Origin of the sequence: Hymenobacter yonginensis, assembly GCF_027625995.1 — a bacterium.
Lineage (GTDB): Bacteria > Bacteroidota > Bacteroidia > Cytophagales > Hymenobacteraceae > Hymenobacter > Hymenobacter yonginensis.
The window spans coordinates 2412718-2435855 of sequence record NZ_CP115396.1 but is presented as its reverse complement, the minus strand read 5'-3'; the positions used below and the strand labels follow the sequence as shown (position 1 = coordinate 2435855).

General features: G+C 63.8%; 21 protein-coding genes. 9 read left to right on the top strand and 12 right to left on the bottom strand.

All coding sequences use genetic code 11. The features are described from left to right. Positions 1-69 precede the first annotated feature (69 nt). The 3 genes from O9Z63_RS10505 (at position 70) to O9Z63_RS10495 (ending at position 3093) form a co-directional block, all read left to right on the top strand. Complete coding sequence (locus O9Z63_RS10505) at positions 70-1494, top strand: ATP-dependent DNA helicase (RefSeq protein ID WP_270125156.1); 1425 nt, start codon at positions 70-72, stop codon at positions 1492-1494. A 134-nt stretch (positions 1495-1628) separates the two neighbouring features. After that, positions 1629-2291, top strand: coding sequence for a DUF4136 domain-containing protein (locus O9Z63_RS10500; protein ID WP_270125155.1), 663 nt, complete (start codon positions 1629-1631; stop codon positions 2289-2291). A gap of 283 nt (positions 2292-2574) precedes the next feature. Further along, positions 2575-3093, top strand: coding sequence for a DUF1573 domain-containing protein (locus O9Z63_RS10495; protein WP_270125154.1), 519 nt, complete (start codon positions 2575-2577; stop codon positions 3091-3093). An 83-nt stretch (positions 3094-3176) separates the two neighbouring features. On the opposite strand, the gene O9Z63_RS10490 is transcribed toward O9Z63_RS10495, so the two are convergent. The 5 genes from O9Z63_RS10490 to O9Z63_RS10470 all read right to left on the bottom strand — a co-directional run bounded on the left by O9Z63_RS10490 (position 3177) and on the right by O9Z63_RS10470 (position 7553). Next, positions 3177-3554: a DUF423 domain-containing protein gene (locus O9Z63_RS10490; RefSeq protein ID WP_044017049.1), complete on the bottom strand. Its 378-nt coding sequence runs from the start codon at positions 3552-3554 to the stop codon at positions 3177-3179. Between the two features lie 194 nt (positions 3555-3748). Next, entirely contained in the window at positions 3749-4420 is a 672-nt protein-coding gene (locus O9Z63_RS10485; RefSeq protein ID WP_270125153.1) for a YggS family pyridoxal phosphate-dependent enzyme, read from the bottom strand. A 168-nt stretch (positions 4421-4588) separates the two neighbouring features. After that, the gene (locus O9Z63_RS10480) at positions 4589-5638 is read right to left on the bottom strand and encodes a VWA domain-containing protein (RefSeq protein WP_270125151.1); all 1050 of its coding nucleotides are present in this window, start codon (positions 5636-5638) and stop codon (positions 4589-4591) included. Between the two features lie 84 nt (positions 5639-5722). Then, positions 5723-6628 carry a hypothetical protein gene (locus tag O9Z63_RS10475; protein WP_270125150.1) on the bottom strand — a complete coding sequence of 302 codons (906 nt, stop codon included), beginning with the start codon at positions 6626-6628 and terminating at the stop codon, positions 5723-5725. Positions 6629-6650: 22 nt separating this feature from the next. After that, positions 6651-7553 carry a DUF58 domain-containing protein gene (locus O9Z63_RS10470; protein WP_270125149.1) on the bottom strand — a complete coding sequence of 301 codons (903 nt, stop codon included), beginning with the start codon at positions 7551-7553 and terminating at the stop codon, positions 6651-6653. Positions 7554-7621: 68 nt separating this feature from the next. On the opposite strand from O9Z63_RS10470, the gene O9Z63_RS10465 reads away from it, so the two are divergent. Beyond that, positions 7622-7996 (top strand): DUF4296 domain-containing protein, encoded by a 375-nt coding sequence (locus O9Z63_RS10465; protein WP_270125148.1) that lies wholly within the window; start codon positions 7622-7624, stop codon positions 7994-7996. A gap of 70 nt (positions 7997-8066) precedes the next feature. Here the strand turns inward: O9Z63_RS10465 and O9Z63_RS10460 are convergent, their stop codons facing one another. The 6 genes from O9Z63_RS10460 to egtB all read right to left on the bottom strand — a co-directional run bounded on the left by O9Z63_RS10460 (position 8067) and on the right by egtB (position 14595). Further along, on the bottom strand, positions 8067-8405 hold the full coding sequence (locus O9Z63_RS10460; RefSeq protein WP_270125147.1) for a tRNA-binding protein: 339 nt from the start codon (positions 8403-8405) through the stop codon (positions 8067-8069). A 244-nt stretch (positions 8406-8649) separates the two neighbouring features. Beyond that, the gene (locus tag O9Z63_RS10455; protein ID WP_270125146.1) at positions 8650-9222 is read right to left on the bottom strand and encodes a DUF922 domain-containing protein; all 573 of its coding nucleotides are present in this window, start codon (positions 9220-9222) and stop codon (positions 8650-8652) included. A gap of 109 nt (positions 9223-9331) precedes the next feature. After that, positions 9332-10705 carry an MATE family efflux transporter gene (locus tag O9Z63_RS10450; protein WP_270125145.1) on the bottom strand — a complete coding sequence of 458 codons (1374 nt, stop codon included), beginning with the start codon at positions 10703-10705 and terminating at the stop codon, positions 9332-9334. 151 nt (positions 10706-10856) lie between these two features. Continuing rightward, positions 10857-11960, bottom strand: coding sequence for a pyridoxal phosphate-dependent aminotransferase (locus tag O9Z63_RS10445; RefSeq protein ID WP_270125144.1), 1104 nt, complete (start codon positions 11958-11960; stop codon positions 10857-10859). Positions 11961-12175: 215 nt separating this feature from the next. Next, positions 12176-13231: an L-histidine N(alpha)-methyltransferase gene (gene egtD, locus O9Z63_RS10440; protein WP_270125143.1), complete on the bottom strand. Its 1056-nt coding sequence runs from the start codon at positions 13229-13231 to the stop codon at positions 12176-12178. 68 nt (positions 13232-13299) lie between these two features. Next, complete coding sequence (egtB, locus tag O9Z63_RS10435; RefSeq protein ID WP_270125142.1) at positions 13300-14595, bottom strand: ergothioneine biosynthesis protein EgtB; 1296 nt, start codon at positions 14593-14595, stop codon at positions 13300-13302. 267 nt (positions 14596-14862) lie between these two features. Between egtB and O9Z63_RS10430 the strand changes: the two genes are divergently transcribed. The 3 genes from O9Z63_RS10430 to O9Z63_RS10420 all read left to right on the top strand — a co-directional run bounded on the left by O9Z63_RS10430 (position 14863) and on the right by O9Z63_RS10420 (position 17719). After that, a complete protein-coding gene (locus tag O9Z63_RS10430; RefSeq protein ID WP_270125141.1) occupies positions 14863-15111 on the top strand; it encodes a KGG domain-containing protein in 249 nt (82 codons plus the stop codon). A 139-nt stretch (positions 15112-15250) separates the two neighbouring features. Continuing rightward, on the top strand, positions 15251-16339 hold the full coding sequence (locus tag O9Z63_RS10425) for an o-succinylbenzoate synthase (protein ID WP_270125140.1): 1089 nt from the start codon (positions 15251-15253) through the stop codon (positions 16337-16339). A gap of 93 nt (positions 16340-16432) precedes the next feature. Further along, on the top strand, positions 16433-17719 hold the full coding sequence (locus O9Z63_RS10420) for an aspartyl protease family protein (RefSeq protein ID WP_270125139.1): 1287 nt from the start codon (positions 16433-16435) through the stop codon (positions 17717-17719). Positions 17720-17745: 26 nt separating this feature from the next. Here the strand turns inward: O9Z63_RS10420 and O9Z63_RS10415 are convergent, their stop codons facing one another. Next, complete coding sequence (locus tag O9Z63_RS10415) at positions 17746-20298, bottom strand: reprolysin-like metallopeptidase (protein WP_270125138.1); 2553 nt, start codon at positions 20296-20298, stop codon at positions 17746-17748. Between the two features lie 160 nt (positions 20299-20458). On the opposite strand from O9Z63_RS10415, the gene O9Z63_RS10410 reads away from it, so the two are divergent. Beyond that, positions 20459-21700 carry a lysophospholipid acyltransferase family protein gene (locus tag O9Z63_RS10410; protein WP_270125137.1) on the top strand — a complete coding sequence of 414 codons (1242 nt, stop codon included), beginning with the start codon at positions 20459-20461 and terminating at the stop codon, positions 21698-21700. 221 nt (positions 21701-21921) lie between these two features. Beyond that, the gene (locus tag O9Z63_RS10405; RefSeq protein WP_270125135.1) at positions 21922-22908 is read left to right on the top strand and encodes an alpha/beta hydrolase; all 987 of its coding nucleotides are present in this window, start codon (positions 21922-21924) and stop codon (positions 22906-22908) included. Positions 22909-23138: the final 230 nt, after the last annotated feature.

The window sequence follows — 23138 nt, the reverse complement described above, 5'->3', positions numbered from 1 at the left end:
CCAATGCCGAAACCGGTGCGGCAGGGACCTGAAACGGGTGTAGCTTTGTTGCCTGAATACACCCTGCCCATGCTCTCCGTAAGAACCCCTTCCGTCCGCGACTATTTTCCCTACGAACCCACGCAGGACCAGGCCCAGCTGTTTCAGAAGCTGGATGTGTTTCTGAAGGACGACCTGCCGGGGCGCAAGGCCTTCGTACTGCGTGGCTATGCTGGTACTGGCAAAACCACCGTGGTGAGTGCCTTGGTGCAGTGGCTGCACAAGCTGGGCCGCAAATACGTGCTGATGGCTCCCACCGGCCGCGCTGCCAAGGTGATGAGCGGCTACGCGGGCGTGCCGGCCAGCACCATCCACAAGAAAATCTACCGCCAGACCAGCGGCACGCCCAGCCAAAGCCTCTCGTTTCAGCGCCAGCCCAACCGCGCCCAGGACACACTGTTCATTGTGGATGAGGCCTCGATGATTTCCGACGAGAAATCGTTCGGCGAAACCGGCCTGCTCGACGACCTGCTCAACTACGTGTTCGAGAAGCCCTCCAACCGCCTGCTGCTCATCGGCGACACGGCCCAGCTGCCGCCCGTGGGCCAGCTGCTCAGCCCCGCCCTCGACCCCGACCTGCTGCGCCACCGTTTCCGCGCCACTGTGGATGGGGTGGAGCTGCGCCAGGTGATGCGCCAGGCCGAGCAGTCGGGCATTCTGATGAACGCCACTGTGCTGCGCGAAGAGCTGCGCGAGGAAAAGCCCAACATCCAGTTCCACACCCGCGGCTACCCCGACCTGTTTCAGATGGGCGGCGACAAGCTGGAAGACGGCCTGCGCTGGGCTTACAAGAACTTCGGGCACGAAAACACCACCATCATCTGCCGCTCCAACAAGAATGCCAACCAGTACAACCAGATGATCCGGCGGGTGCTGTTTGAGGCCGAAGACGAAATTGAGAGCGGCGACTACCTGATGGTGGTGCGCAACAACTACTTCTGGCTGCCCAAAGACTCGGAAATGGGCTTCCTGGCCAACGGCGACTTCGTGCAGGTGGTGAAAATCATCCGCCTCACCGAGGAATTCGGCTTCCGCTTCGCCGATGCCCGCGTGCGGCTCGTGGACTACCCCGACGAGCCGGATATGGAAATCAAGCTGCTCCTGGACACGCTGCACACCGAAAGCCCTGCTCTGCCCGCCGACCGCAGCAAGGAGCTCTACGAGGCAGTAGGCAAGGATTACGACCACCTCACCACCAAAAAAGACAAGAGCGCCGCGCTGCGCAAAGACCCGTTTCTGAACGCGCTGCAGGTGAAGTTTGCCTACGCCCTCACTTGCCACAAGGCGCAGGGCGGCCAGTGGCAGGCCGTGTTCGTTGATCACGGCTTTTTGAAAGAGGACATGGTGAACTCCGAGTTTGCGCGCTGGCTCTACACGGCCGTTACGCGGGCCTCGGAAAAATTATTCCTGCTCAATTTTAATCCTAAATTGCTGGGAGATAAGATAGAAGAGTAGTGTAAGACGGCGCGTAACGAAAGGAAGAAGAAAAAAGTTCATTAGTTGGGGTTTTTATGGCACGATGTTGGTAACGTGCCATTCAGGCTTCGCGAGCTGCTATTTTCCTCTCCTTTCTTTCCTTTTTTGCTGTTATGAAAAAGCTGCTACTCTTCCTGCTCCTGTTGGCAGTAGCGCCGCTGGCCGCGCAGGCCCAGACCCGCGAGATTTACACCAACAATAATTTCAAAACCCTGGCCCAGAGCCACAAAACGCTGGCCATTCTGCCCTTCATGGTGAAGCTGCAGCTGCGGCCGCAGGAAGTGGCCAAAAATGGCGGCCCCGAGGGCGTGGCCCGGCTGGAGCAGCGCGAAGGCCTGGACGTGCAGCAGGCGCTGCATTCGTACTTCCTGAAGCAGAAGGCCTCCAACGACCTGACTGTGGACATGCAGGACCCCACCCGCACCAACGCCCTGCTGGCCCAGAGCGGCCTCACACCGGAGCAGCTGGCCACCCAGACGCCCGAACAACTGGCGCTGCTGCTGGGTGTGGATGGCATCATCTCCGGCACGTTTGCCAGCACCCAGCCCATGTCTAACGGTGCGGCCATTGCTCTGAGCCTGGCGGTAGGCATGAGCGGCCCCACCAACACCGGCAAGCTGCTCATCAACATCCACGACGGCAAATCGGGCGAGCTGCTGTGGAAATACGACAAGAGCCTCTCGCGCGGCTTCGGCAGCGACACCAACACCATCGTGACGACCATCATGCGCAAGGCCTCGCGCCAGTTTCCGTACTCCAAGGAGTTCAAAGGATAAGCATCATACAGACTACCTATTGATAAATAATTACTTACAAATCGGCTATCGTAAACACGTTGCCAGTCTTTCGTGCGCTATCGGTATGATTACTTCCTGCAACAGGACGAGCTTTGGCTCGTCCTGTTGTTGTTTTAGGCGGGGCCGGCGGAACGTGCGGGCCAGACGCTGCGTCTGTCTTCATGCAGGCTTCACCGGGAAAGTAGAAAACTGGCACTCAACTTGCCCCGCCCGCCAAAACGTGTATTTTTGTTTCCATCAACACCCTAACGAAGTAGCAATCATGAAAAAAGCACTTGTACTGGCGCTGTCGCTGGCTTGCGCTGGCTTTGCCGCCCAGGCCCAATCGGCTTCCGTGAAGCCTGCCAACGCGCAGACCAAAGTGGCCGGCCCGCAAATTCAGTTCGACGAAATGAAGTACGACTTCGGCAGCGCCAAGCAAGGTGAGGTGGTGAAGCACGTCTTCAAGTTTAAAAACGTAGGCACCCAGCCGCTGGTGATTTCCAACATCGGCGTGAGCTGCGGCTGCACCACCCCGGAGTGGACTAAGGAGCCCGTGATGCCCGGCAAAACCGGTACCATCACCGCCAACTTCAACACGGCCGGCAAAATGGGCATCCAGAACAAGGTGCTGACCATCGAGTCGAACTCGGCCAACGGCAACGCTATGGTGTCGGTGGTAGGCGAGGTGAAAGAAGCTACGGCCATGGCCAGCGACAAAGTGGAGTCGGCGGAGCTGAGCGAGAAAGCCAAGATGAAATCCGAAGACAACAAGCTGAAAGTGAAAGCCAAGAAGTCGTAAGGCTTTCGGCGCTATCAGCCCATAAAAAAAGGCGGCCCGCATTGTGCGGGCCGCCTTTTTTTATGGGCTTTAGGGTCGGGCTGCTAGGCCTGCCGGGCGGCCAGCAGCAGCGCAATCCAGCCCGCAATCAGCAGCAGGCCGCCAATAGGAGCCACGGCGCCCAGCTTGGTGATGCCCGTGAAGCACAGCAGATACAGCGAGCCGCTGAACACGATGACGCCGCCAGTCCAGAGCCAGGCGGCGGTGCCCAGCAGCCGCAGTTCGGGGCGAGCGTGTAGCAGCACACCCACGGCCAGCAGGGCCAGCGTGTGGTAGAACTGGTAGCGCACGGCGGTTTCAAACGTGTCGAAGCGGCCGGACGCCTCCAGCATGGCCCGCAGGCCGTGCGCCCCGAACGCGCCGATGGCAACGCCCAGCCCGCCTAGCAGGGCCGCGATTTGCAGAATGAGTTTGGCAGTCATCTAGTGGAATATGGAATGGTTGATTCGTTGAACGTCATGCAGAGCGAAGCGAAGCATCTCGCCAGTGTAGTAAAACCGTCATGCTGAGCTTGTCGAAGCATCTCGCGTGTTGATATCGAGTTGCTAATCTGTGGTCAGCACGCGAGATGCTTCGGCAAGCTCAGCATGACCGTAACCCATCAGGCAGAGATGTGCTACTGATAGTTCCGGGCGCCAAAAATAGCGCTGCCCACCCGAATGAGCGTGCTGCCTTCTTCGATGGCCAGGCGGTAGTCGGAGCTCATGCCCATGGAAATCTCGCGAAACTCGTCGTCGGAGGCGAAGTAGCGGGCTTTGAGCTGCTCGAAGTAGCCGCGCAGCAACTGGAATTCCTGGCGCAATTGGGCTTCATCGGGGGTGTTGGTGGCAATGGCCATCACGCCGGTGAGGCGCACGTGCCGCAGCGCCCGGAACTCCTCCGACTGCAGGATTTCCTCGGCCTCGGGCAGGATGAGGCCGGTTTTGGTGTCTTCGGCGGCAATATGAAACTGCAGCAGCCCCCGAATGACGCGGTTGTGCTTGGCGGCCTGCTTTTCCATTTCTAGCAACAGCTTCAGGCTATCCACGCTCTGAATGGTGTGCACGAACGGGGCAATGTATTTCACCTTGTTGGTTTGCAGGTGCCCGATGAGGTGCCACTCAATGTCGGCGGGCAGCTCGGGCTGCTTGGCGGCCATTTCCTGCACCTTATTTTCGCCAAACAGGCGGGCGCCGGCGTCGTAGGCCTGCTGCAGCTTGTCCACGGCGTGGGTTTTCGTGACCGTGACGAGGCGGCAGTTGGTGCCGGCCAGTTGCTGCTGAAAGAAATTGAGGTTTTCCTGAATCACAGAGTAGGGAGAGTTTAAGCTGATTCCGCTGAGTGGATGATAGGTTTTTTATAAACCCGGCCGGAGCAAAATTAGCTATGAGCTAAGAAGAAAATTCCAGCAAAAACTGCTGGCTCGCGCGCTGCCGGCAGCTGCCGCGCCGCCGCACACTTTGGTGGCCGCGGTGGCCTAATCTTCCAGCGAGTTAGCCAGGAACGTGTTTTTGAGGCCCAGCCACAGCAGCCAGAACCCCACCGACCACCACAGATAGAGGCGGTAGTAGTCCTTGGTGTTGCGGAAGCGGGTTTGCTTGATTTCCGACTTCTCGTACTGGTTGATGCGCTGGAAAATCTGGCGGAGCGCGGCGTTGTCGGTGGCCCGGAAAAACTGGCCCTCGCCGGCCTGCGCAATCTGGCGCATGGTGGTTTCGTCGAGGCGGGTTTCCACGTAGCGGGGGCGGCCCAGCTCGTCGCGGCCGAAGGGCACGGTGCCGTCCTGGCCGAGGCCGATGGTGTAGATTTTGAGGCCGTAGGCGTGGGCCAGCCGGGCGGCCGTGAGCGGGTCGAGGCTGCCAGCCGTGTTTTCGCCGTCGGAGAGCAGGATGCACACGCGGGTGCGGCTGCGGGAGGTGCGCAGGCGGTTGGTGGCCACGCCCAGCGCCGTGCCGATGGCCGTGCCGTCGTTGGGAATCATGCCCAGCCGCAGGCCGCTCAGGCTTTCGCGCAGCAGCTCATAGTCGGTGGTGAGGGGCGCCAGCGAGTAGGCGTCGCCGGCGAACACCACTAGCCCCAGCCGGTCGCCCTGGCGGCCGTCCACAAACTCCAGGGCCACGCGCTTGGCGGCTTCCAGGCGGTTGGGCTTCAGGTCGCCGAGCTCCATCGAGCCCGATACATCGAGCACCAGCAGCACGTCGATGCCTTCGCCGTTCTGCACCACCCGCTCGTCGGTGCGCTGGGGGCGGGCCAGGGCCACCACCGCAAACGCCAGACTCAGGGCCAGCACCACATCGGGCAGAAAGCGCAGCACGGCGCTCCAGTCGCGGCGCACCTCACCCTTCACGAAGGCCACGCCCAGCTTGCTGCGCCGGCGGTAAGCCAGCAGCCACCGCCCCACAAACAGCAGCGGAATAGCCGCAATCAGCAGCAACAGCCGCGGCTTCTCCCAGGCATAGCTGGCCAGCGTGGCATAGCGCAGGCTATCCACTATCGGCCCAAAAAGCTGTTGCCAGAGTTGCTGCACGGTGGATGATGAGGTGACAGGTAAAGAGGGCTGGTAAAGGTAGCGGCTGGTTTGTGCGGCTGGCTATGCTGGATAGGTGGCCGGCTACTTTTCCACTTGCTGCCGCACCAGCTCGAAGCGGCGGTCGGCGAAGGTGCGGAGCAGGTCGAAGGCCAGGTCGGTTTCGGTGTCGTCTTCGGAGAACTGGTTGCCGTAGATCACCCGGTCGGCGAGGCGCAGGGCCAGGCGCACGTCGGCGTCGTTCTGGTAGTGCGCCACTATTTCGCGGGTGGTGAGGCTGTTGATGGTGTTGTTTTCGAGGTTGGTGAGGTAGTTTTTCCAGAGCGTGATGGCCCGCTCCATGTTGGTGAGCGAGCGGCTCAGCGTGAAGCGCTCCACGTGCCGGGCATACTGCGCCAGAAAGTACACGTGGTTTTTGCGCAGCTTGTACAGCTGGTAGCGCTGCCGCCAGCGCCGCCCAAACGTGAGGGCCACCCCGCCCAGCAGCAGCAGCAGCACGCCCGCGCCGGCCAGCCAGTAGGGGTAGTTGAAGGCCGGCTCCACGGGCAGCAGCGCTGTGGCCTGGCGCAGGGCCGGCGTAGCGCCGCCGGCCGCCGGCGGTACCACCCGCCGCAGCTGCACGGTGGCGCGGGTGCTGGGCAGCGTGAGCGTGTCGCGGCCCTGCAGCACCGTTACGGGCAGCTGCAGGGTCTGCTCCGGGGCCAGGCTGAAGGTGCGCAGGCGGTAGATGGTGCGGTCGAGGCTGACGCCCTGGCGGGTGCGGGTGGGCTGGTAGGTTTTGCCCACGTACTCAAACGGCGCGTACTCGGCCGTGGAGTCGGGGAAGATGACGTTCAGGCCCGGGGCGTGGCGGTAGCTGAGCTCGTACTCCACAATCTCGCCCACGCGGGTGTTGGGCTGCAGAAACCGGCCCTGCGGCGGGGCGGCGGCCGGCTGAGCCCCGGCCAGCCTCGGCAGCAGCAGCAGCAGCAGCAGCGAGCCTAAGCTCAAGAACCCTGTAAGCAACGACTTCCTACGCACGGCCGGAACGAAGATTGCGCCGCCGGAACAGCCGGATCAGCTGGGGCAGATAGTCGGCGTTGGTGGCAATGGACAGGTATTCGGTGCGGTGGCGGCGGCAGATCTGGCTGATCTGGTCGCGGTTCTGCTCGTAGGTGGCGCGGTAGCGGGCCCGGAAGGCGGCCGAGGACGTGTTGGTCCAGAGCGTGCGGCCCGACTCCTGGTCGTAGAGCGGCACAATGCCCAGCGGCGGAAATTCCTGCTCGCGCTGGTCGAGCAGCTGCACCACCACCAGGTCGTGTTTGCGGGCCAGCATGGTCAGCTCCCGCTCGTAGCCGCTGTCGATGAAGTCCGAAATCAGCAGGATAATGCTGCGGCGCTTGAGCAGCCCCAGCGCCTGCTTGATGCCACTGCCCACATCCGTCTGCCCCGACTGCGGCTCCAGCGCAAACAATTTTTTGATCAAAGAATACGCGTGGCGCACGCCCTTGCCGGGCGCCAGGTACAGCTCTTTCTGGTCGGAGAAAGCCAGGATGCCCAACTGCGCATCCTGCCGGGCGGCGGCCAGGGCCAGAATCCCGCAGATTTCGCGGCCCACATCGAGCTTGCGCAAGCCAGCGGCGCCCACCTTCTGCGAGGCACTCACGTCGAAGAGCAGCAGTACCTGCTGCTCACGCTCTTCCTTGTAGGTTTTGATGAACGTGCCGTGGCCTTTGCTCGATACGGCCCAGTCGATGGCGCGCACCTCGTCGCCGTACTGGTAAAGGCGCACGTCGTCGAATTCGAGCCCGGTGCCCTTGAAAACGGACCGGAAATTGCCCTGCAACTGAGCATCCACAGCCTTCAGCATCCGGATTTCCACCTGCCGCAATTTGCGTACGAGCAACTGAAACGGCGTGGGCGTGGGCGTGTTCATATTGGCTAAACTACGCGAATCGTGGCAGTATTGGCGCTGAGAAGCGGCCGAACCCTTACTTTTGTAACGTGAAACTCCTGAATCCCCGTGCTTTTTCGTTGGTAGTCAGCGTACTGCTGAGCGGCCTGGTGGCCGGCTGCCAGACGCCCGAAGAGGTGCTGCCGCCGCCGCAGCTGCTGCCGCGTGAGCAGTTGGTGAGCCTGCTCGCCGACCTGCACACGCTGGAAGCCCGCGTGGAGACGGCCGGTTTGAACCCCGATTCAGCCCGCGCCCTGTACCTGCAGCAGCAGAAAGCGCTGTTCTGGCGCCGCGAAGTCACCGACTCGCTGTTTCATCAGAGCTACCGCTACTACGCCAGCCACGACAAAGATCTCGACGAAATCTACGGCCTCGTCATCGACACGCTGGCCCTGCGCCAAGTGAAATTAGGTCCCGCCAAGTAAAGTGGATTCGCGGAGTAGTGGATTGGTGGATTTGCCGCACTCCACTCACCCACAACTCCACCAACCCAGCTCAGATCAGGCGGCTGCCGTTCGGGACCGGGCCGGCCAGCGCCGCCAGCACAATGTGGCCCTGCTCATCGGCGGCCCCCGTCACCAGCACTTCCGACATAAACTTGCCGATCTGCTTGGGCGGGAAATTGACCACGCACAGCACCTGCCGCCCCACTAGGTCGGCTGGCTGGTAGTGGAAGGTTATCTGGGCGCTGGAGCGTTTCAGGCCGATTTCCGGCCCCAGATCAATCAGCAGTTGATACGCCGGCCGCCGCGCCGCCGGGAATTCCTGCGCCTCCACAATGGTACCGACCCGCAGATCAACCCGTTCAAAATCAGCCCAGGAAATAGTAGACATAAGGTGGTGAAGAAGTAATGAGGTGATGGAGTGATGAGGGAAGAACGTCATTCCGAGCAGAGTGAGGAATCTCGCTTGCGGGCTAATTCCCTAAAGCTGTATCACCTGAAAATATTCGTCTGGCTCCCCCTCTCTGAAGGAGAGGGGGCCAGGGGGGGAGGCTCACGCGAGATGCTTCGGCTGCGCCTCTGCATGACGTTCTACCCTCATCACCTCATCTCTCCATCACCTCATCACCCCAAAACTACCGCGACGCAAACGACTCCAGCAAGGCCAGGCGCTGTTTGACCTGGGTTTCCCAGAATAGCTGCTTTTCCTGGTTGAGGCCGTGGTTGGATTCGGCGTCGTAGCGGGCTTCTTCGCGTTGCCAGGCCGTGAAATAGTTTTTGGTGAGGGTGTTGAACGCCGGGTTGAGGTGCTGGCAGTCTAGCTTTACAGTGCTGAGCTTCTGGCGTAGCAGGCGGGCGTGCAGCTCGGTGATGTCGAAGTGCAGCTGCTCGTGGCGCAGCAGGTTGGCCGAGGCCTTGCCAGCATCCTGCACCCACGACTCCTGCGGCAGAAATACAGCCGTGACGGTGGAGCTGAACACAAAATCCTTGCAGGCCACCTGCACATCAATATTGGCCGAGGTGAGGGCCTTCAGGCGGTCGGTGCCCATGGGGCGGGCCTTGAAGTCGGCCCAGGTGAGGGGCCGGCTGGCCGACCAGCCTAGGATTTCCTTGGCGGGTTTGGCGGCGGGAGCAGGCGTGGTTTGGGGTGGGACCGCAGCAGGCTGAAACAGCAGCAGCAATGGGAGCAGGAGGGAGGGCAGCGCCATAGAATGCAACAGGCAGAAAAGAAGACGTGACTAGCGCAGAAAATACACCAAATACCGGTTTCCCGTTCCCGGCAGTCGCCTGCCGGTCCGGCTTGGCCGGTAGCAGCGGCTAAGCCGCCGACACGGCGGCGGGTCGGGCCACAGCCGCGGGCACCCGGCTGAACTGCCGGAAGCGCCAGAGCAAAGCGCCGGCCACCAGCGTAAGGCCGGTCAGCAGCCCCAGCCACACGCCCAGGCTGCCCAGGTTCAGCCAGAATCCCAGGCCGTAGCCCAGTGGCAGCGCAATCACCCAATACGAGAGCAGCGCCACGATGGAAGGCACTTTCACGTCCTGCAGGCCGCGTAGCGCGCCCAGCCCCACCACCTGCAGGCCGTCGGACACCTGGAAGGCGGCGGCAATCAGCAGCAGGCCCGAGGCCTGGGCTACTACGGCCGCGTCGTGGTTGTAGAAGTGCGGAATGTAGTGCCGGAACGTCACCAGCAGCAGCCCCATGGAGCTCATAAACAGGAACGTGAGCAGGTAGGCCGCAAAGCCGGCCTGCCGCGAGCCTTCCGCGTCGCCGAGGCCGCGCAGGTTGCCCACCCGGATGGTGGCCGCCGCCGCAATGCCGCTGGCGGCCATGTAGGTCACGGAAGCTACGTTGATGGCAATCTGGTGGGCGGCCAAGGAGGTAGCACCCAGCCAGCCAATCATGATGGCCGAAAAGCTGAAGGCACCCATTTCAAACATCATCTGCACGCCGATAGGGGAGCCTAGTCCAACGAGGCGGCGCAGGGTAGCGCCGTCGGGGCGGAGCCAGTGGGAGGCGGCTTCGCGGTAGGGCCGCAGGCGGGCGGCGCGCAGCACGTAGGTGGCCATGAACACGGCCATCAGCACCCGCGCAATCAGGGTGGCCCAGGCGGCGCCCATCATGCCCAGGCGCGGCGCCCCGAAGTGCCCGAAAATCAGCACGTAGCACAGCAGCGCGTTCAGGGCATTGGCCATTACCGACAAGTACATAGCCTGCCGCGTGAGGCCCAGGCCCTCAGCAAACTGCTTGAAACCCTGAAACACCATCAGCGGCAGCAACGACAGGAACAGCACCCGCACCCACGGCGCGGCTAGCGCCACCACTTCGGTTGGCTGGCGCAGGTAGCCCAGCAGCGGCGCAATCAGCAGGCCCGCGGCGGCCAGCACTACCCCAGCCACGGCGCTCAGCCACACGCCCGCCACCAGCAGGCGGCCCAGCTGCGGCACGTCGCGGCGGCCATCGGCGGCGGCCACCAGCGGCGTGATGCCCATCGAAAGGCCCAAACCCAGCACCATCACCACGGTGTTGACGCTCACGCCGAGACTCACGGCGGCCAGCGGCACTTTGCCCGTCTGGCCCACCATCACCGAGTCGCAGACGTTGACCAGCACGTGGCCCAGCTGGCTGAGCACCACCGGATAGGCCAGCAGCATAAGGGGTTTGAGGTGGGGGCGAAGGGCAGTAAACGGCATAGCAGGAAGCAAACGAAGAACCGCAAAGGTAGGGCCTTCCGCCCCCGTACCGCTCAACTCCGTTTCGTGACGAGCACAGCGAGTATCCGATGCCTGACAACGTGTGGGAACTCGTCTCGCTCGTCGCGAAACAGAATTTCGCGTTACGGCGCTAGCGCAACACCTGCGCCATGCGCCGGATGGCTTCCCGCAAATCCGGCTCCGGCACGGCATACGACAGCCGCACGAAGCCCGGCGCGCCGCAGGTGGCCCCGTCCACTACGTCCACCCCCGCGGTGCGCAGGCGTGCCACCAAATCCGCTGAAGATTGCTCGGGCGGCAGGGCAGGATCCAGGAAGGCGCGCAAATCGGGGAAGGCGTAGTAGGTGCCCAGCGGCAGATGCGGCAGCGCGGCGGGAAGATTCGCTAGGAAGTCGAGGAGCAGATGGCGGCTAGGTTGCAGGTTGGCTTGCAGCTTTTCTGTGATGCCAGGCGTGGCCTCGGTGGCGGCCAGCGCGGCCAGCTGGCTGAGCGTGGCCACGGCCCCGCCGGTGGCAAACTGCCGCGTTATGCAGGCCTGCGCCACCGCCGGCGGCGCCACCAGGTAGCCCATGTTCCAGTTCAGCAGCGCCAGCGACTTGGAAAATCCGTTTACCACCAGATGCTGCCCCAGCGGGTCGGGGAAGGAAAGCAGCGTCGGCACCGGCTCGGGCCCGAACCGGATGCCGTCGTAAATCTCGTCGGCCAAAACCAGCAGCTGCGGGTGCTGCTGCGTAACGGCCAGCAGCGCCGCCAGCTCCGGCCGGGTGTACACGCGGCCCGTGGGGTTGTTGGGGTTGGTGAACAGCAGCAGGCGCGTGCGCGGCCCGATGGCGGCTTGCAGCGTCTCCGGCTGGATTCGGTAATCGTCGGATGGGCTCAGGGGCAGCTCGCGCAGGGTGGCGCCGGCTTGCTGAATCAGGGCGCGGAAGCCGAACCAGTTGGGCGTGAGCAGCAGCACCTCGTCACCGGGCCGCAGCACCGTGGCCAGCAGCAGAAACAGCGCGGCTTTCGTGCCGGGCGTAACTACGATGCTTTCCTCAGCCACGGTGGCGCCCTGCGCTTGGTAGCGGCGGGCCAGCGCCTGCCGCAGCTCCGGCAGGCCCTCGGTGGGGCTGGTCGGCAGCGGCAACCGGGTGAGGGCCCGTTGCACATGCTTTGCTACCGGCTCGGGCAGGGAAAAATTGCCGTAGCCGGAAGCCAGGCTGATCAGCGGCAAATCGGAGGAAGCAGGCATAGGAAAAAGGCGGGAAGGGGCCGATAGGCAGTAGCGCGAACTTTGCAGTTCGCGTCCCTGTGCCGTTCGAGTGATGAAAACGGCGTGGGGACGCGAACTGCAAAGTTCGCGCTACTAATCGATACGCATCGTGTGGTTCGTGCCCTCGCGCCGTTCGGGTGATGAGAACGGCGCGGGGGCGCGAACTGCAAATTTTGCGCTACTGGTTGGTGGCTTTATACTGCCAGGCGCAACACCACGTCAGCGAAATACTGTTGATCGTCGGTGAAGAACTCGGCTACGGCCAGACCGGCATCGGCGGCGAGGCTGCTGATCTGCGGGCGGGTGAACTTGTAGGAGTTTTCGGTATGAATCGGCTCCCAGGCAGCAAAATCGAAGCTGCGGCCCAAGGCCCCGAAATGCACCTGCTGCGCCTGTGTGGGCATCAGAAACGAGCGTATGGCACCCGACAGCGGGTCGTAGTCGGTGTAGTGCTGCCAGCTGGCCAAGTCGAAGTCGGCGGCCAGTTCGCGGTTGAGGCGCGTGAGCAGGTTCAGGTTGAAGGCGGCCGTCACGCCCTGCGTGTCGTCGTAGGCAGCCCGGATAAAGCGCGGGTCTTTCTGCAAGTCGAAGCCCAGCAGCAGCCGGTCGTTGGGGGAAAGCGGCGCGGCCAGCTCCTGCAGAAACGCCTGGCGGTCGGCGGGCAGGAAGTTGCCGATGTTGGAGCCCAGAAACAGCACCGCCTTGCGGCCGGGGCGGGCCGCCATCAGGCGCAGGGACGCCCCGTAGTCGGCCACGATAGGCTCTACGCGCAGCGCGGGCAGCTCCTGGCGCAGGCTGGCGGCCAGCCCATCCAGCGCTGCTCCCGAAATATCGACGGGCACGTAGGTGAATGAGGCGCCGGTGTCGAGCAGGTGGCGCAGCAGAATCTTGGTTTTCAGGCCGTCGCCGGCGCCCAGCTCCAGCAGGAAAAAGGGCTCCTGGGCGTCTTCAGGGCGCAGCGCCGCGGCCAAGGCTTCTTGGTTCTGGGTAAGGAGGGCAAACTCGGTGCGGGTGGGGTAGTACTCGGGCAGGGCCATGATCTGCTGAAACAGGCGGCTGCCCTCATCGTCGTAGAAATACATCGACGACAGCGTTTTGGGTGTGCGCGCCAGCCCCTCGGCCACGTGCTTTTTCAGGGCTTCGAGGGACTGGTTGGGAGTGGCGGCCTGTTGGGGAACCGGGGCGGCGTCCGTTCCGATTTGCTCGGAAGCGTAGAACGAAGGCGAGGCGGCAGCAGAAAGAGAGGTCATAAGCAGAAAACGAGCGGGAAAGCAGCCAAAGCGACCAGGAGAGAGGCAAACGAAAAACGGGGCTGCCCTCAGCGGGCCAGCCGGATACCCGTGAACTGCCAGCGCTTGTCGGCGTGGAAGAAGTTGCGGTAAGTGAGGCGAATGTGGCTGACCGGCGTGGCGCAGGAGCCCCCACGCAGCACCAGTTGGTTGATCATAAACTTGCCGTTGTATTCGCCCAGCGCGCCGGCGGCGCGCACGTAGCCGGGGTAGGGGTGGTAGGCCGAGTAGGTCCACTCCCAGGCGTCGCCGAGCAGCTGGTGGCAGCGGGTCGGGTCGGCGTCGGTGGGCAGGGGCTGCGGGTCGAGCAGGTTGCTTTCCAGGAAGGTGCCGTGGGTGGGCGTGGCCCCAAAGTAGCGGGCTGCCACTTCCCACTCGGGCTCGGTAGGCAGGCGCGCCCCGGCCCAGTGCGCGTAGGCGTCGGCCTCGTAGAAGCTGACGTGCGTGACGGGTGCGGCCATGTTCACAGGCTGCAGGCCGTGGTGCGTGAAACGGTGCCATTGGCCCTCGTGCAGCGTCCAATAGAGCGGCGCTTCCCAGCCCTGAGTCTGCACCAAATCCCAGCCTTCGCCCAGCCAGTAGCGGAAATCCTGGTAGCCGCCGGCTTCCATGAAAGCCAGATACTCGCCGTTGGTTACGAGGCGGTTCTGCAGCTCGAAATCGGGCGTCAGCACGTCGTGGGGCGCCTGTTCATTGTCAAAACAGAAGCCCGTGCCCTCGTAGCCGATGCGCGACACGCCGCCCGGCACCGGCAGCCACGCCACGGCCGGCGCGGCCGTAGCGGCCGCCGGGGCGACCGAAGCCGGCAGATAGGCCGGGGCCAGCGGGCTGGTGCTCAGGATGTATTTGATGTCGGTGGCCAGCAGCTCCTGGTGCTGCTGCTCGTGCTGCAAACCCAGCTCAAACAGCTCCCGGAAGGTATCCGGCAGCGTATCGGCCAGCTCCAGCAGGCGGGCCATCTGCGCGTCTACGTGGGCGCGGTAGCTGTACACGTCGGCCAGGGCGGGGCGGGAGAGGGTGCCCCGGTCAGCGCGGTTTACGCGCGAGCCCAGCGAGTTGTAGTAGGAGTTGAACAGGAAGGCGTACTCGGGGTGGTACACGCTGTAGCCGGGCAGGTAGGCTTTCAGCAGAAACGTCTCAAAAAACCACGTAACGTGGGCCAGATGCCACTTGGGCGGGCTCACATCAATCATAGGCTGCACCACCGTGTCTTCGGGCAGCAGCGGCTGGCACAGCAGCACGGTGCGCTGGCGAACCTGCTGGTAGCGGTGGGCCAGCGAAGCGGCGGAAACAGCTGCGGGAGCAGCCAGGAGAGTAGTAGACATAGTGGGAAAGAGTAGGGCCAGGTACTTAACTGGATTTGCGCGCCGTGGGTTTTGCGCCACCTGACCCGCCTCCGACAGCCGGACACGGCCGGGCCATCGGTATTTACCGCACACGGCCCGGGATTAATAGCGGAACGCGTCCGTAATAAGTGGTATTTTATGGAGTATCCAGCGAATTAGGCCATTAAAAGACCGCCATCGACGCCATCTATTGCGTTGTTTTAGCTGATCGAAAATGTTCGTCAGCTTTATCAACCACCGAAGCGCATGCCAGCCTCCGTTCTAACAACTTCTGCCACGACTAAATCTGCCCAGGCCCAGACTGCCGCCGAACCAAAGGCCAAGCGCCCGCGCGGCTTCGCGTCTATGGACCCCGAGATGCAGCGCCGTATTGCCAGCGAAGGCGGTAAGGCTTCGCATCTGAGCGGCCGTGGGCATCGTTTCACCTCGGAAGAGGCCCGTGCTGCCGGCCGCAAAGGAGGCCAGGCCACCCGCCGGCCGCAGCCGGAAGCCTAAGCAGCCGGCACCCCCTACGCAATCCGCATTGTTATCTATGGAAGCCCGCTTTCGGCCTGTGCCGGAAGCGGGCTTCTGCTTTTGCCAAACCGATGCCGCTTTTGCGCGTTATTTGCGGGCCCGTTTCATTTGTCTGGTTATGCTTGAGCTGCAGTACTCGCGCCGCACGTTGCGCTTCAACTTTCCGGCCCGCACCTCGCGCGGGGCCCTCACCGAGCACGCCGCCTGGTACCTGCACCTGACCGACACCACCCGGCCCGGCCTGCTGGGCCTGGGCGAAGCCGCCCCGCTGGCCGGCCTCAGCCCCGATTTCCGGCCCGACTTCGAGGCGCGCCTGCAGGCCCTGTGCGCCGCCTTCAACCAGCAGCGCTTCAGCCCCGACACCGACCTGGAGCCAGTGCTGGCGCTGGTGGAGCCCGAGTGGCCCGCCCTGCGCTTCGGCCTCGAAACCGCCCTGCTCGATTTGCACCACGGCGGCCGCCGCCAGCTGTTCAGCAACCCCTTCAGCCGCGGCGAGGCCGGCGTACCCATCAACGGCCTGGTCTGGATGGGCGACGCCGCCTTCATGCGCAGCCAGATCCGCAAGAAGCTCACCGAAGGCTATTCCTGTCTGAAACTTAAAATCGGCAGCCTCGACTTTGCCACCGAGCTGCAGCTGCTGGCCGAAATCAGGGCCGAGGCCGGGCCCGACGAGCTGACGCTGCGCGTGGATGCCAACGGCGCCTTCGCCCCGGCCGAGGCCCCCTCCAAGCTGGAGCAGCTGGCCCGCTACGCGCTGCACTCCATCGAGCAGCCCATTGCGGCCGGGCAGTGGGCGGCCATGGCCGAGGTGTGCCGTCACTCGCCGGTGCCGGTGGCACTGGATGAGGAGCTGATTGGTGTAACCGACCCCGCCCGGCAGGCCGAGATGCTGCACGAAATCCGGCCGGCGTATATTATCCTGAAGCCCACGCTGGTGGGTGGGCTGGCGGCCTCGTTGGCTTGGTGGCAGCTGGCCGAGGAGCAGGGCATCAGCTGGTGGCTGACCTCGGCCCTGGAATCCAATATCGGCCTGAACGCGGTGAGCCAGCTGGCCGGCGAGTATGCGCTGCCGGGCTTTCCGCAGGGGCTGGGCACGGGCCAGCTCTACCACAACAACCTGGCCGCGCCCCTGCACATCCGGGCCGGCGAGCTGACCTTCGATCCGGCCGGCTCCTGGGAGCTGCCGCAGGCGGGCCTGCTGGACTAAAACAGGCCGCCGAAGCAGAACATTGGGGCCCGGAAAAACCAGTAAGGCAGACAGGTAGTTTTTTGGCTATATTTCCCGGCCTCCCCTATTTCTATGCCCGCCCGCTGGTTCTGCTTCCTGCTGTTGCTGCTGCGTGTCGCGCCCGCGGGGGTGTGCCTGCTGCTGCTGCTGGGGGCTGCCTCCGGCGCCGTGGCCCAGTCCTCCGACCTGCCGTTTCGGCTGGAAAAGCCGGGCAAGCAGCAGGTGCGGCTGCCGTTCTACTTCCAGCGTAACCTCATTATCGTGGAGGTGAAGCTGAACGGGGCAGGGCCCTACAACTTCCTGCTCGATACCGGGGTGGCTACCTCCATCATCACCGACCCCAGCCTGACCCCGCTGCTGCGCCTGCGGCCCGGGGCCGAGGTGTACCGGGTGGCGGGGGTGGGCGAGGAGGAGCCGCTCGAAGCCCACTACGCCGACAGCATCCGCGTGACGCTGCCCGGCATTGTGGCGCCAGCGCTGCCGTTTCTGGTGCTTTCTGCCGATGTGCTGAACCTGTCAGGCTACGTGGGCATGCCCATTCACGGCATTCTGGGCTACGACATCTTCCGGAGCTTTGTCATCGAAATCGAGCCCAATGCCACCCAGCTGGTGCTGCACGCTCCGGCTGGCTACCAGCCCCGCCGCGGCCGCCGCTGGACGCGCGTACCCCTCACCCTGGAGCGCCGCAAGCCCTACCTGACCGTGCCTGTGGGCCTGACCGATTCGCTCACGCTGCCGCTCAAGCTGGTGCTCGATACCGGCGCCGGCCACGCCCTATCCATCGAAACCACCTCCGACCCAAGGTTGCGGGTGCCCGAGCAGCGGCTTCGCTCGCAGCTGGGGCGGGGCCTGAGTGGGGCCATCAACGGGTACCTGGGTCGGGTGCGGAGCCTGCAGTTGGGCCGCTACCAGCTGCAGACGCTGCTCACGTCGTTTCCGGAAGCCAACAGCGCCGCCCTGCGCACCGATGTGCCTCGCAACGGCAACATCGGGTTCGAGCTGCTCAAGCGCTTCGATCTGGTGATAGACTATTCGCGCCGCGAAGTGTGGCTGCGCCCCAATGCCCTCTACCACGACCCTTTCGAGCACGACATGTGCGGCCTAGAGCTGCTGGCTACCGGCCAGCAATACCGCAACTACATTGTGATGCAGATTGAGGACGGCTCGCCGGCAGCCATGGCTGGCATTCAGCCCAAAGACGAACTGCTTTCCGTGAACCTGCAGCCAGCCGCCGCCATCAGCCTCACCGAGCTTAGCCGCATCTTCCATTCTGGCAACGGCCGCATGCTGCTGCTGGTGCTCCGCCGCCCCGATGGCGAGCTGTACACCACCCAGGTACGGCTGCAGCGCAAGATCTAGCGTCGGCCACCCCGAAACACGTGGCTTTACGGTAGCAGCTCCAGCCGGCCCTGCAGCCGGGCGTGCCCGTCCGCCGTCAGCTGCCACACATACAGGCCCGCCGGTACGCCCCGCAGCGGCAGGGGCACTTCCGTACCACCGGCTGCCAGCTCCAGGGGCAAGCTCAGCACGCGCCGGCCCAGCAGATCATACAGCTCCAGTTGGGCCGGGCCGCCCGCGGGCAGGTAGATGCTGGCGGTAGCCGGCCGGTCGGTTAGCGCGGGGTTCGGCCAGACCTGTACGGCCGCGGCACCAGCCTGTAGCTGCACCGTCCGGACGGCGGTATAGCTGCCTTCGGGTGCGGCCGCGGAGCTTTGGTCCAACTGATGCAGGCGCAGGTGCCAGCGGCCCGGGGCCAGGTTGCGCAGCGTGTGCTGGTAGGTGCGTGGGGTGCTGCTGGTGCCTTGTCCTGCTACAAATGCACGGGTGCGGAAGCCGGTTTCGCCGGGCCCCTGCGCCTGCACCTCGAAGCCGGCATTGCGGAGCTCCTGGGCCGTTGTCCAGCGCGTTTCAATTGTGCCATTGTGCGCCGTGGCCTCAAACGAGGTGAGCGTAACCGGCAGCGGGCCCGCCAGCGTGATGTTGGCGTTGTTGATGTCGAAGAACACCTGGCCAATCGGCTGCACGCGCAGGCGCCCGGTGGAGGTGGTCAGGTTGGGCAGCACAATCTGCTGCGAGCCGTCGTTGGGCGTGGCCGCTGCCAGCAGATACGGAAACGTCAGCCCGCCATCGGCCGAAAACAGGATATTGACGGTGCCCGCGCTGATAGGGGCGGCCGTGGTGCCGGTCTGGTCCCAGGTGAGCGTGAAAGTGCTGTTGGGGGCCTGCGTGAAGGGCGTATTGGCGTTGGTGATAAGAAACGGGTTGACGTCCAGCACAGTCACCAGCGCTTCGTCGGAGCTTACGCCGCTGCGGTTGTCGCGCGCAGTAAGGCGGAAGCGGAGCACGCGGGCCACCTGCGGTAGAATTTCGCCCGTGGTATTCGTGCCCGCCAGAATATCGGCCAGGCGTGGAAACGTGCGGCTGGGGCTGGCTCCCGGCGCAAACGAGCGAAACAATGGCGCCGTAGTGCTGGTAGCGGCGGCCGCCGGGGTTCCGCCGGTGGGCGTATTGTCGGGGTTGGTTTGCTCCCAGCTGTAGGCCAGTACATCGTTGTTGGTGTCGGTGCCCGAGCCGGTCAGCACAAATGGGGTGCCCCGGGGAATAGTGTAGTCGGGGCCCGCATTCACGCTTGGCGGCGTGTTGCCGGTGCTGCTGCTCACCGGGCACGTGCTGCCGCCGCCGGAGGTGATATACGTGCGAATCTCATCTTGGCTGATGGCGTGGAAGAAGGCATCGGAGCGGCTCTGGATATTGTCGGCGCCGCAGATGCCGGCATAGGCCATGATGGTGCTGCCCGAGCCTGGCTCAATGGCGGTGGCGTCGTTGCGGTTGCCTCCGCCGCAGCTGTTGGTCTCACTGTTAAAGGTATGGTTGCCGCCAAACTGGTGCCCCATTTCGTGGGCTACGTAGTCTACGTAGAAGGCGTCGCCGGTGGGATTAGGTAGCCCCGTAACGCCGCGGGCTTTCTGGTTGCGGATATTTGCTGATCCGGTGGTGGCACCGAGGCACACCACGCCCAGACTGGCGATGCCCCCTCCGCCCGTACTAAACACGTGCCCGATATCGTAGTTGTCGGCTCCGATCAGGTCGCGCAGCGTGTTGCGGTTCTCGGTGAGCATGGTGGAACCGCTGGTGTTGGTGTATGGGTCGGTGGCGCCATCCAGAAAAATCAGGACGGTGTTGTTGACAATGAGCTGCAGCCGCACGCCTATTTCCTGCTCGTAGATGCCCGTTACGCGGTTTACGGCCGTCGTCATGGCGGCCAGCGTGGCGGGCACGGTAGGGGCGGCGGGCTGGCACACCCGGGTGGCATACTCGCCGGTGCAGGCCAGCGCCAAGCGGTAGGTCAGCAGCTGGCTGCCGAAAGGCGCGGCCTGCGTGCGGCCGGCCGTAGAGGTGAGTTCCAACTGGCCGGTAGTCAGGCAGCGCCACACCGGGTCGGGCTGCTGGTCGGCGGCTGCAAAGGCGGCATAGCGGCCCGGCTCGGCCGGTACGGGGTCCACGAATTCAGGCCCCTGGCCACCCCCACGCACATAGGCATGGAAACCCTGCGGCGTAAGGTCAAACCGCCCGGTCACGCCCGGGCGGGTCAGGCTGCGGCCCGCAAACGTGCGGATGGCTGGGTAGCGCGCCGCCAGCGCCGGATGCAGCACCGGCGTCTGCCACACGCTGAATGTGTCAATCCGGCCATCGGGCAGGGGCAGCGGCAGCAGTACGCCCCGGCTGGCCTGGGTTTCGGCCGGCGCTGCCTGCAACAGGCGCGCCAGGGCCGGCTCATCGAGCAGCAACGCCCGCGCCTGGCGCAGCGTGGCCGGGAGCAGCTTGGTGGCGCTTTCACGCCACGGTCCGGCGCTTAGCCCGCGTGCCGGCACGGTTGGCTGGGCTCGTAAAACCCCTGCCAGCATCAGCGCGGGAAGTAGAATAGATAGTGCTTTCATGCCGAGGCGAGAATGAATATATTGCAAATATACAATTTAATTAAATCTATATAAAATATGCTTATAAAAGGTAAGGTAGAATGCGTGCGAGAGGCCGAAGCTGCGCTGACATGGCGGTATGGCGTCCGGTGGGCGTCCTGGATTTGCCCTGGCGCGTAAAATGCCTACATTAGAAGCCCGCCGCCACCCGGCGCTGCTATTCCGGTTTATCCTCTCCGCCCGCCCATTCCGCTTCCCGATGCCCACGGCTACCACGCCTGCCGCGCTGCCCCAGCCGCCTCCCGCCATCCAAGCCAACCAGCACATCTACTCCGATTATTTCGAGGAAGACTTCGTGCAAACCCTCGACAACAACATCCTGCAGCTGCTGGATGCCGTCTGGTTTCGCTCGGAGCTGGTAGGATTCGAAAACTTCCCGGAGCGCAACGACCCGGATGTGCCCCTGATCTTCGCCTCCAACCACTCGGGCATGGCTTTTCCTTGGGATGCCATTGTGGCCCTGGCACACATGTGGCGCACGCTGCCGGGTCAGCGCGGGCTGCCCCGGCCGCTGTCGGCGCCGCTGCTCTCGCAGTCCACGCTCATGAACCCGTTTCAGGTGAAGGAATTCTGGAAGAAGTGCGGCTGCGTGGATGCCACCACGCTCAACTTCGAGACGATGATGTACTACCAGGACCACAACCTGATGTTGTACCCGGAGGGCGTGCCGGGCATCGGGAAGGGGTTCAACAAAAAGTACGAGTTGCAGCGCTTGGCTTCCAGCATGGTGCGCCACAGCATCACACACCGCACCGACGTAGTGCCGTTCTACACCATCAACGGCGAATACCTCAACCCCTACGCCTACAGCTGGCCCTGGCTCAACAACCTGAGCAAGAAAATCGGGATTCCGTTTATTCCGCTGGGGCCCATTGTGCTGCTGGTGCTGCTGCAGCCGTGGTCGTTCTACATGGCCTTTCCGGCCAAGCTTACGTTTGTGCTGGGCTCGCGCATCCGGCCCTACGAGATGCTCGACAAGGACCCCGCCGACATGACGCGCGAAGACTACACGGCCCTCTCGGAAAAGGTGCGGCTGCTGATGCAGGCCGAGCTGGACGCCGCCGTGGCCAAGCACGGGCAGCAGCCCTACCGCTGGCGCGAGCTGTGGCAGCGCATGAAGGCCAACTGGCGCTGCTTCCCGTTTTTCCTGCCCGTGGCCTGGCCGGCGCTGTTTCAGGAGTTCGAGCGCCTGTACGTGCGCGAAGGGCGCCGCGACTTCAAGATGCAGCTCGACAAGCCGGGTGCCTGGCTCCGGATGGTGTGGCGCAACCCCTTCACCCTGTCCTTTTTCATCCCGATTCTGGGCTGGATTCCGATTGCCATCCGCGGCTACCGCGGCCACCGCATCGGCGAAAAGCCGTAACGCCGTAGCTACCTCGCAGCGCCTGGCTGCCTGGTGCGGAAAGGCGGCGGCCGGAGGATCGGCCGTTTCGGGAACTGGTGGCGGTGGCTTTTTTCAGGTGGAGTTCAAGTAAATCAGTATCTTATCGTTGCCACCGTGCGTATCTGGCATAGTGGTGGTGGACGGCTCCGGCATTCCACCGTTCTGCTCCGGTTTCTGCCCAATTCCCACGTGCTTTTCTGATGCCTTCTCCTCAGCACCTGCTGCTCAAGCAGTTTCTGGCGGCTGCCACCGGCCCGCTTGCCCGGCAGCGCCCCCGCCTCACTACCATGCGGCTGGCCACCGAGGCGGCCGCCCTGTTTCAGTTTGTGCCCTGGAACGTGTTTCTGGAAGAAACCGACGTGGACGGCATGGCCGCTGAATGGCTGCGGCCGGCCGGCGCGCCCGCCGGGCGGGTGCTGCTGTATCTGCACGGCGGCGGCTACGTGCTGGGTTCCCTGAATACGCACCGCTCCCTGGTGGGCGTGCTGGCCCGCAGCTGCCAGCTCAACACGCTAGTTATCAACTACCGCAAAGCGCCCGAGTATCCGTTTCCGGCCGCCCTCGACGATGCCCGGCTGGCCTATGACTGGCTGCTGGCCGAAGGCTACGCCGCGCACAACATCATGGTAGCCGGCGACTCGGCCGGGGGCGGACTGGCTCTGGCGCTGCTGCTACACCTGCGCGACGCCGGCCAGCCGCTGCCCGCCGCCGCCATCGGCCTCTCGCCCTGGACCGACCTGGTGCTGCCCACCGCCACGCTCCGGCAGGTGTGCCGCGAGGAAAGCCAGCTGCTCGAGGCCCTCGAAATCCGGGGGTGGGGCGGCATGTACGCCCACGAGACGCCGCTGGCCCACCCGCTGCTCTCGCCGGTGCGCGCCCAACTGCACGATCTGCCGCCACTCCTGATTCAGATTTCCGACGCCGAAGTGCTGCACGACGACGTGCTGCATTTCACGCAGAAGGCTCGGGCCGTGGGCGTACCTGTCACGCTGCAGGTGTTTGGGGGGCTGGTGCACTGGTGGCATTTGTTCTGGCGCTTCGTGCCGGAAGCGCGGCTGGCGCTGGCGCAGGTTGGGGACTTCGCGCGGGGTGTGTGGGCGGCTCAGGAGGCAGCGCAGGCAGTAGCTGAGCGCGCCAGCCAGAAAGCCCGCTCAGCTACGCCGTACCGCCCACGGCCGCAGGTGTAGCGGCCAATTGAGCGGGCTGAAAACCGTTCAATTGGGCATTTAGAGGCCTTGAATTTGCTTTTTTACAGACGCCAGTAAGCAGCATGGATAAATTTTCAATCCTCATATCCAACTATATAGCGGCGTTTTCGTAGGTTTGCGTCAAGTAGTCGGCTTGCATACTACTTTTTCCGGTCAGCATTTTTGCGGTACCGGGTTTCACATTCTCTCACCTTCATTTTCCAATCCCC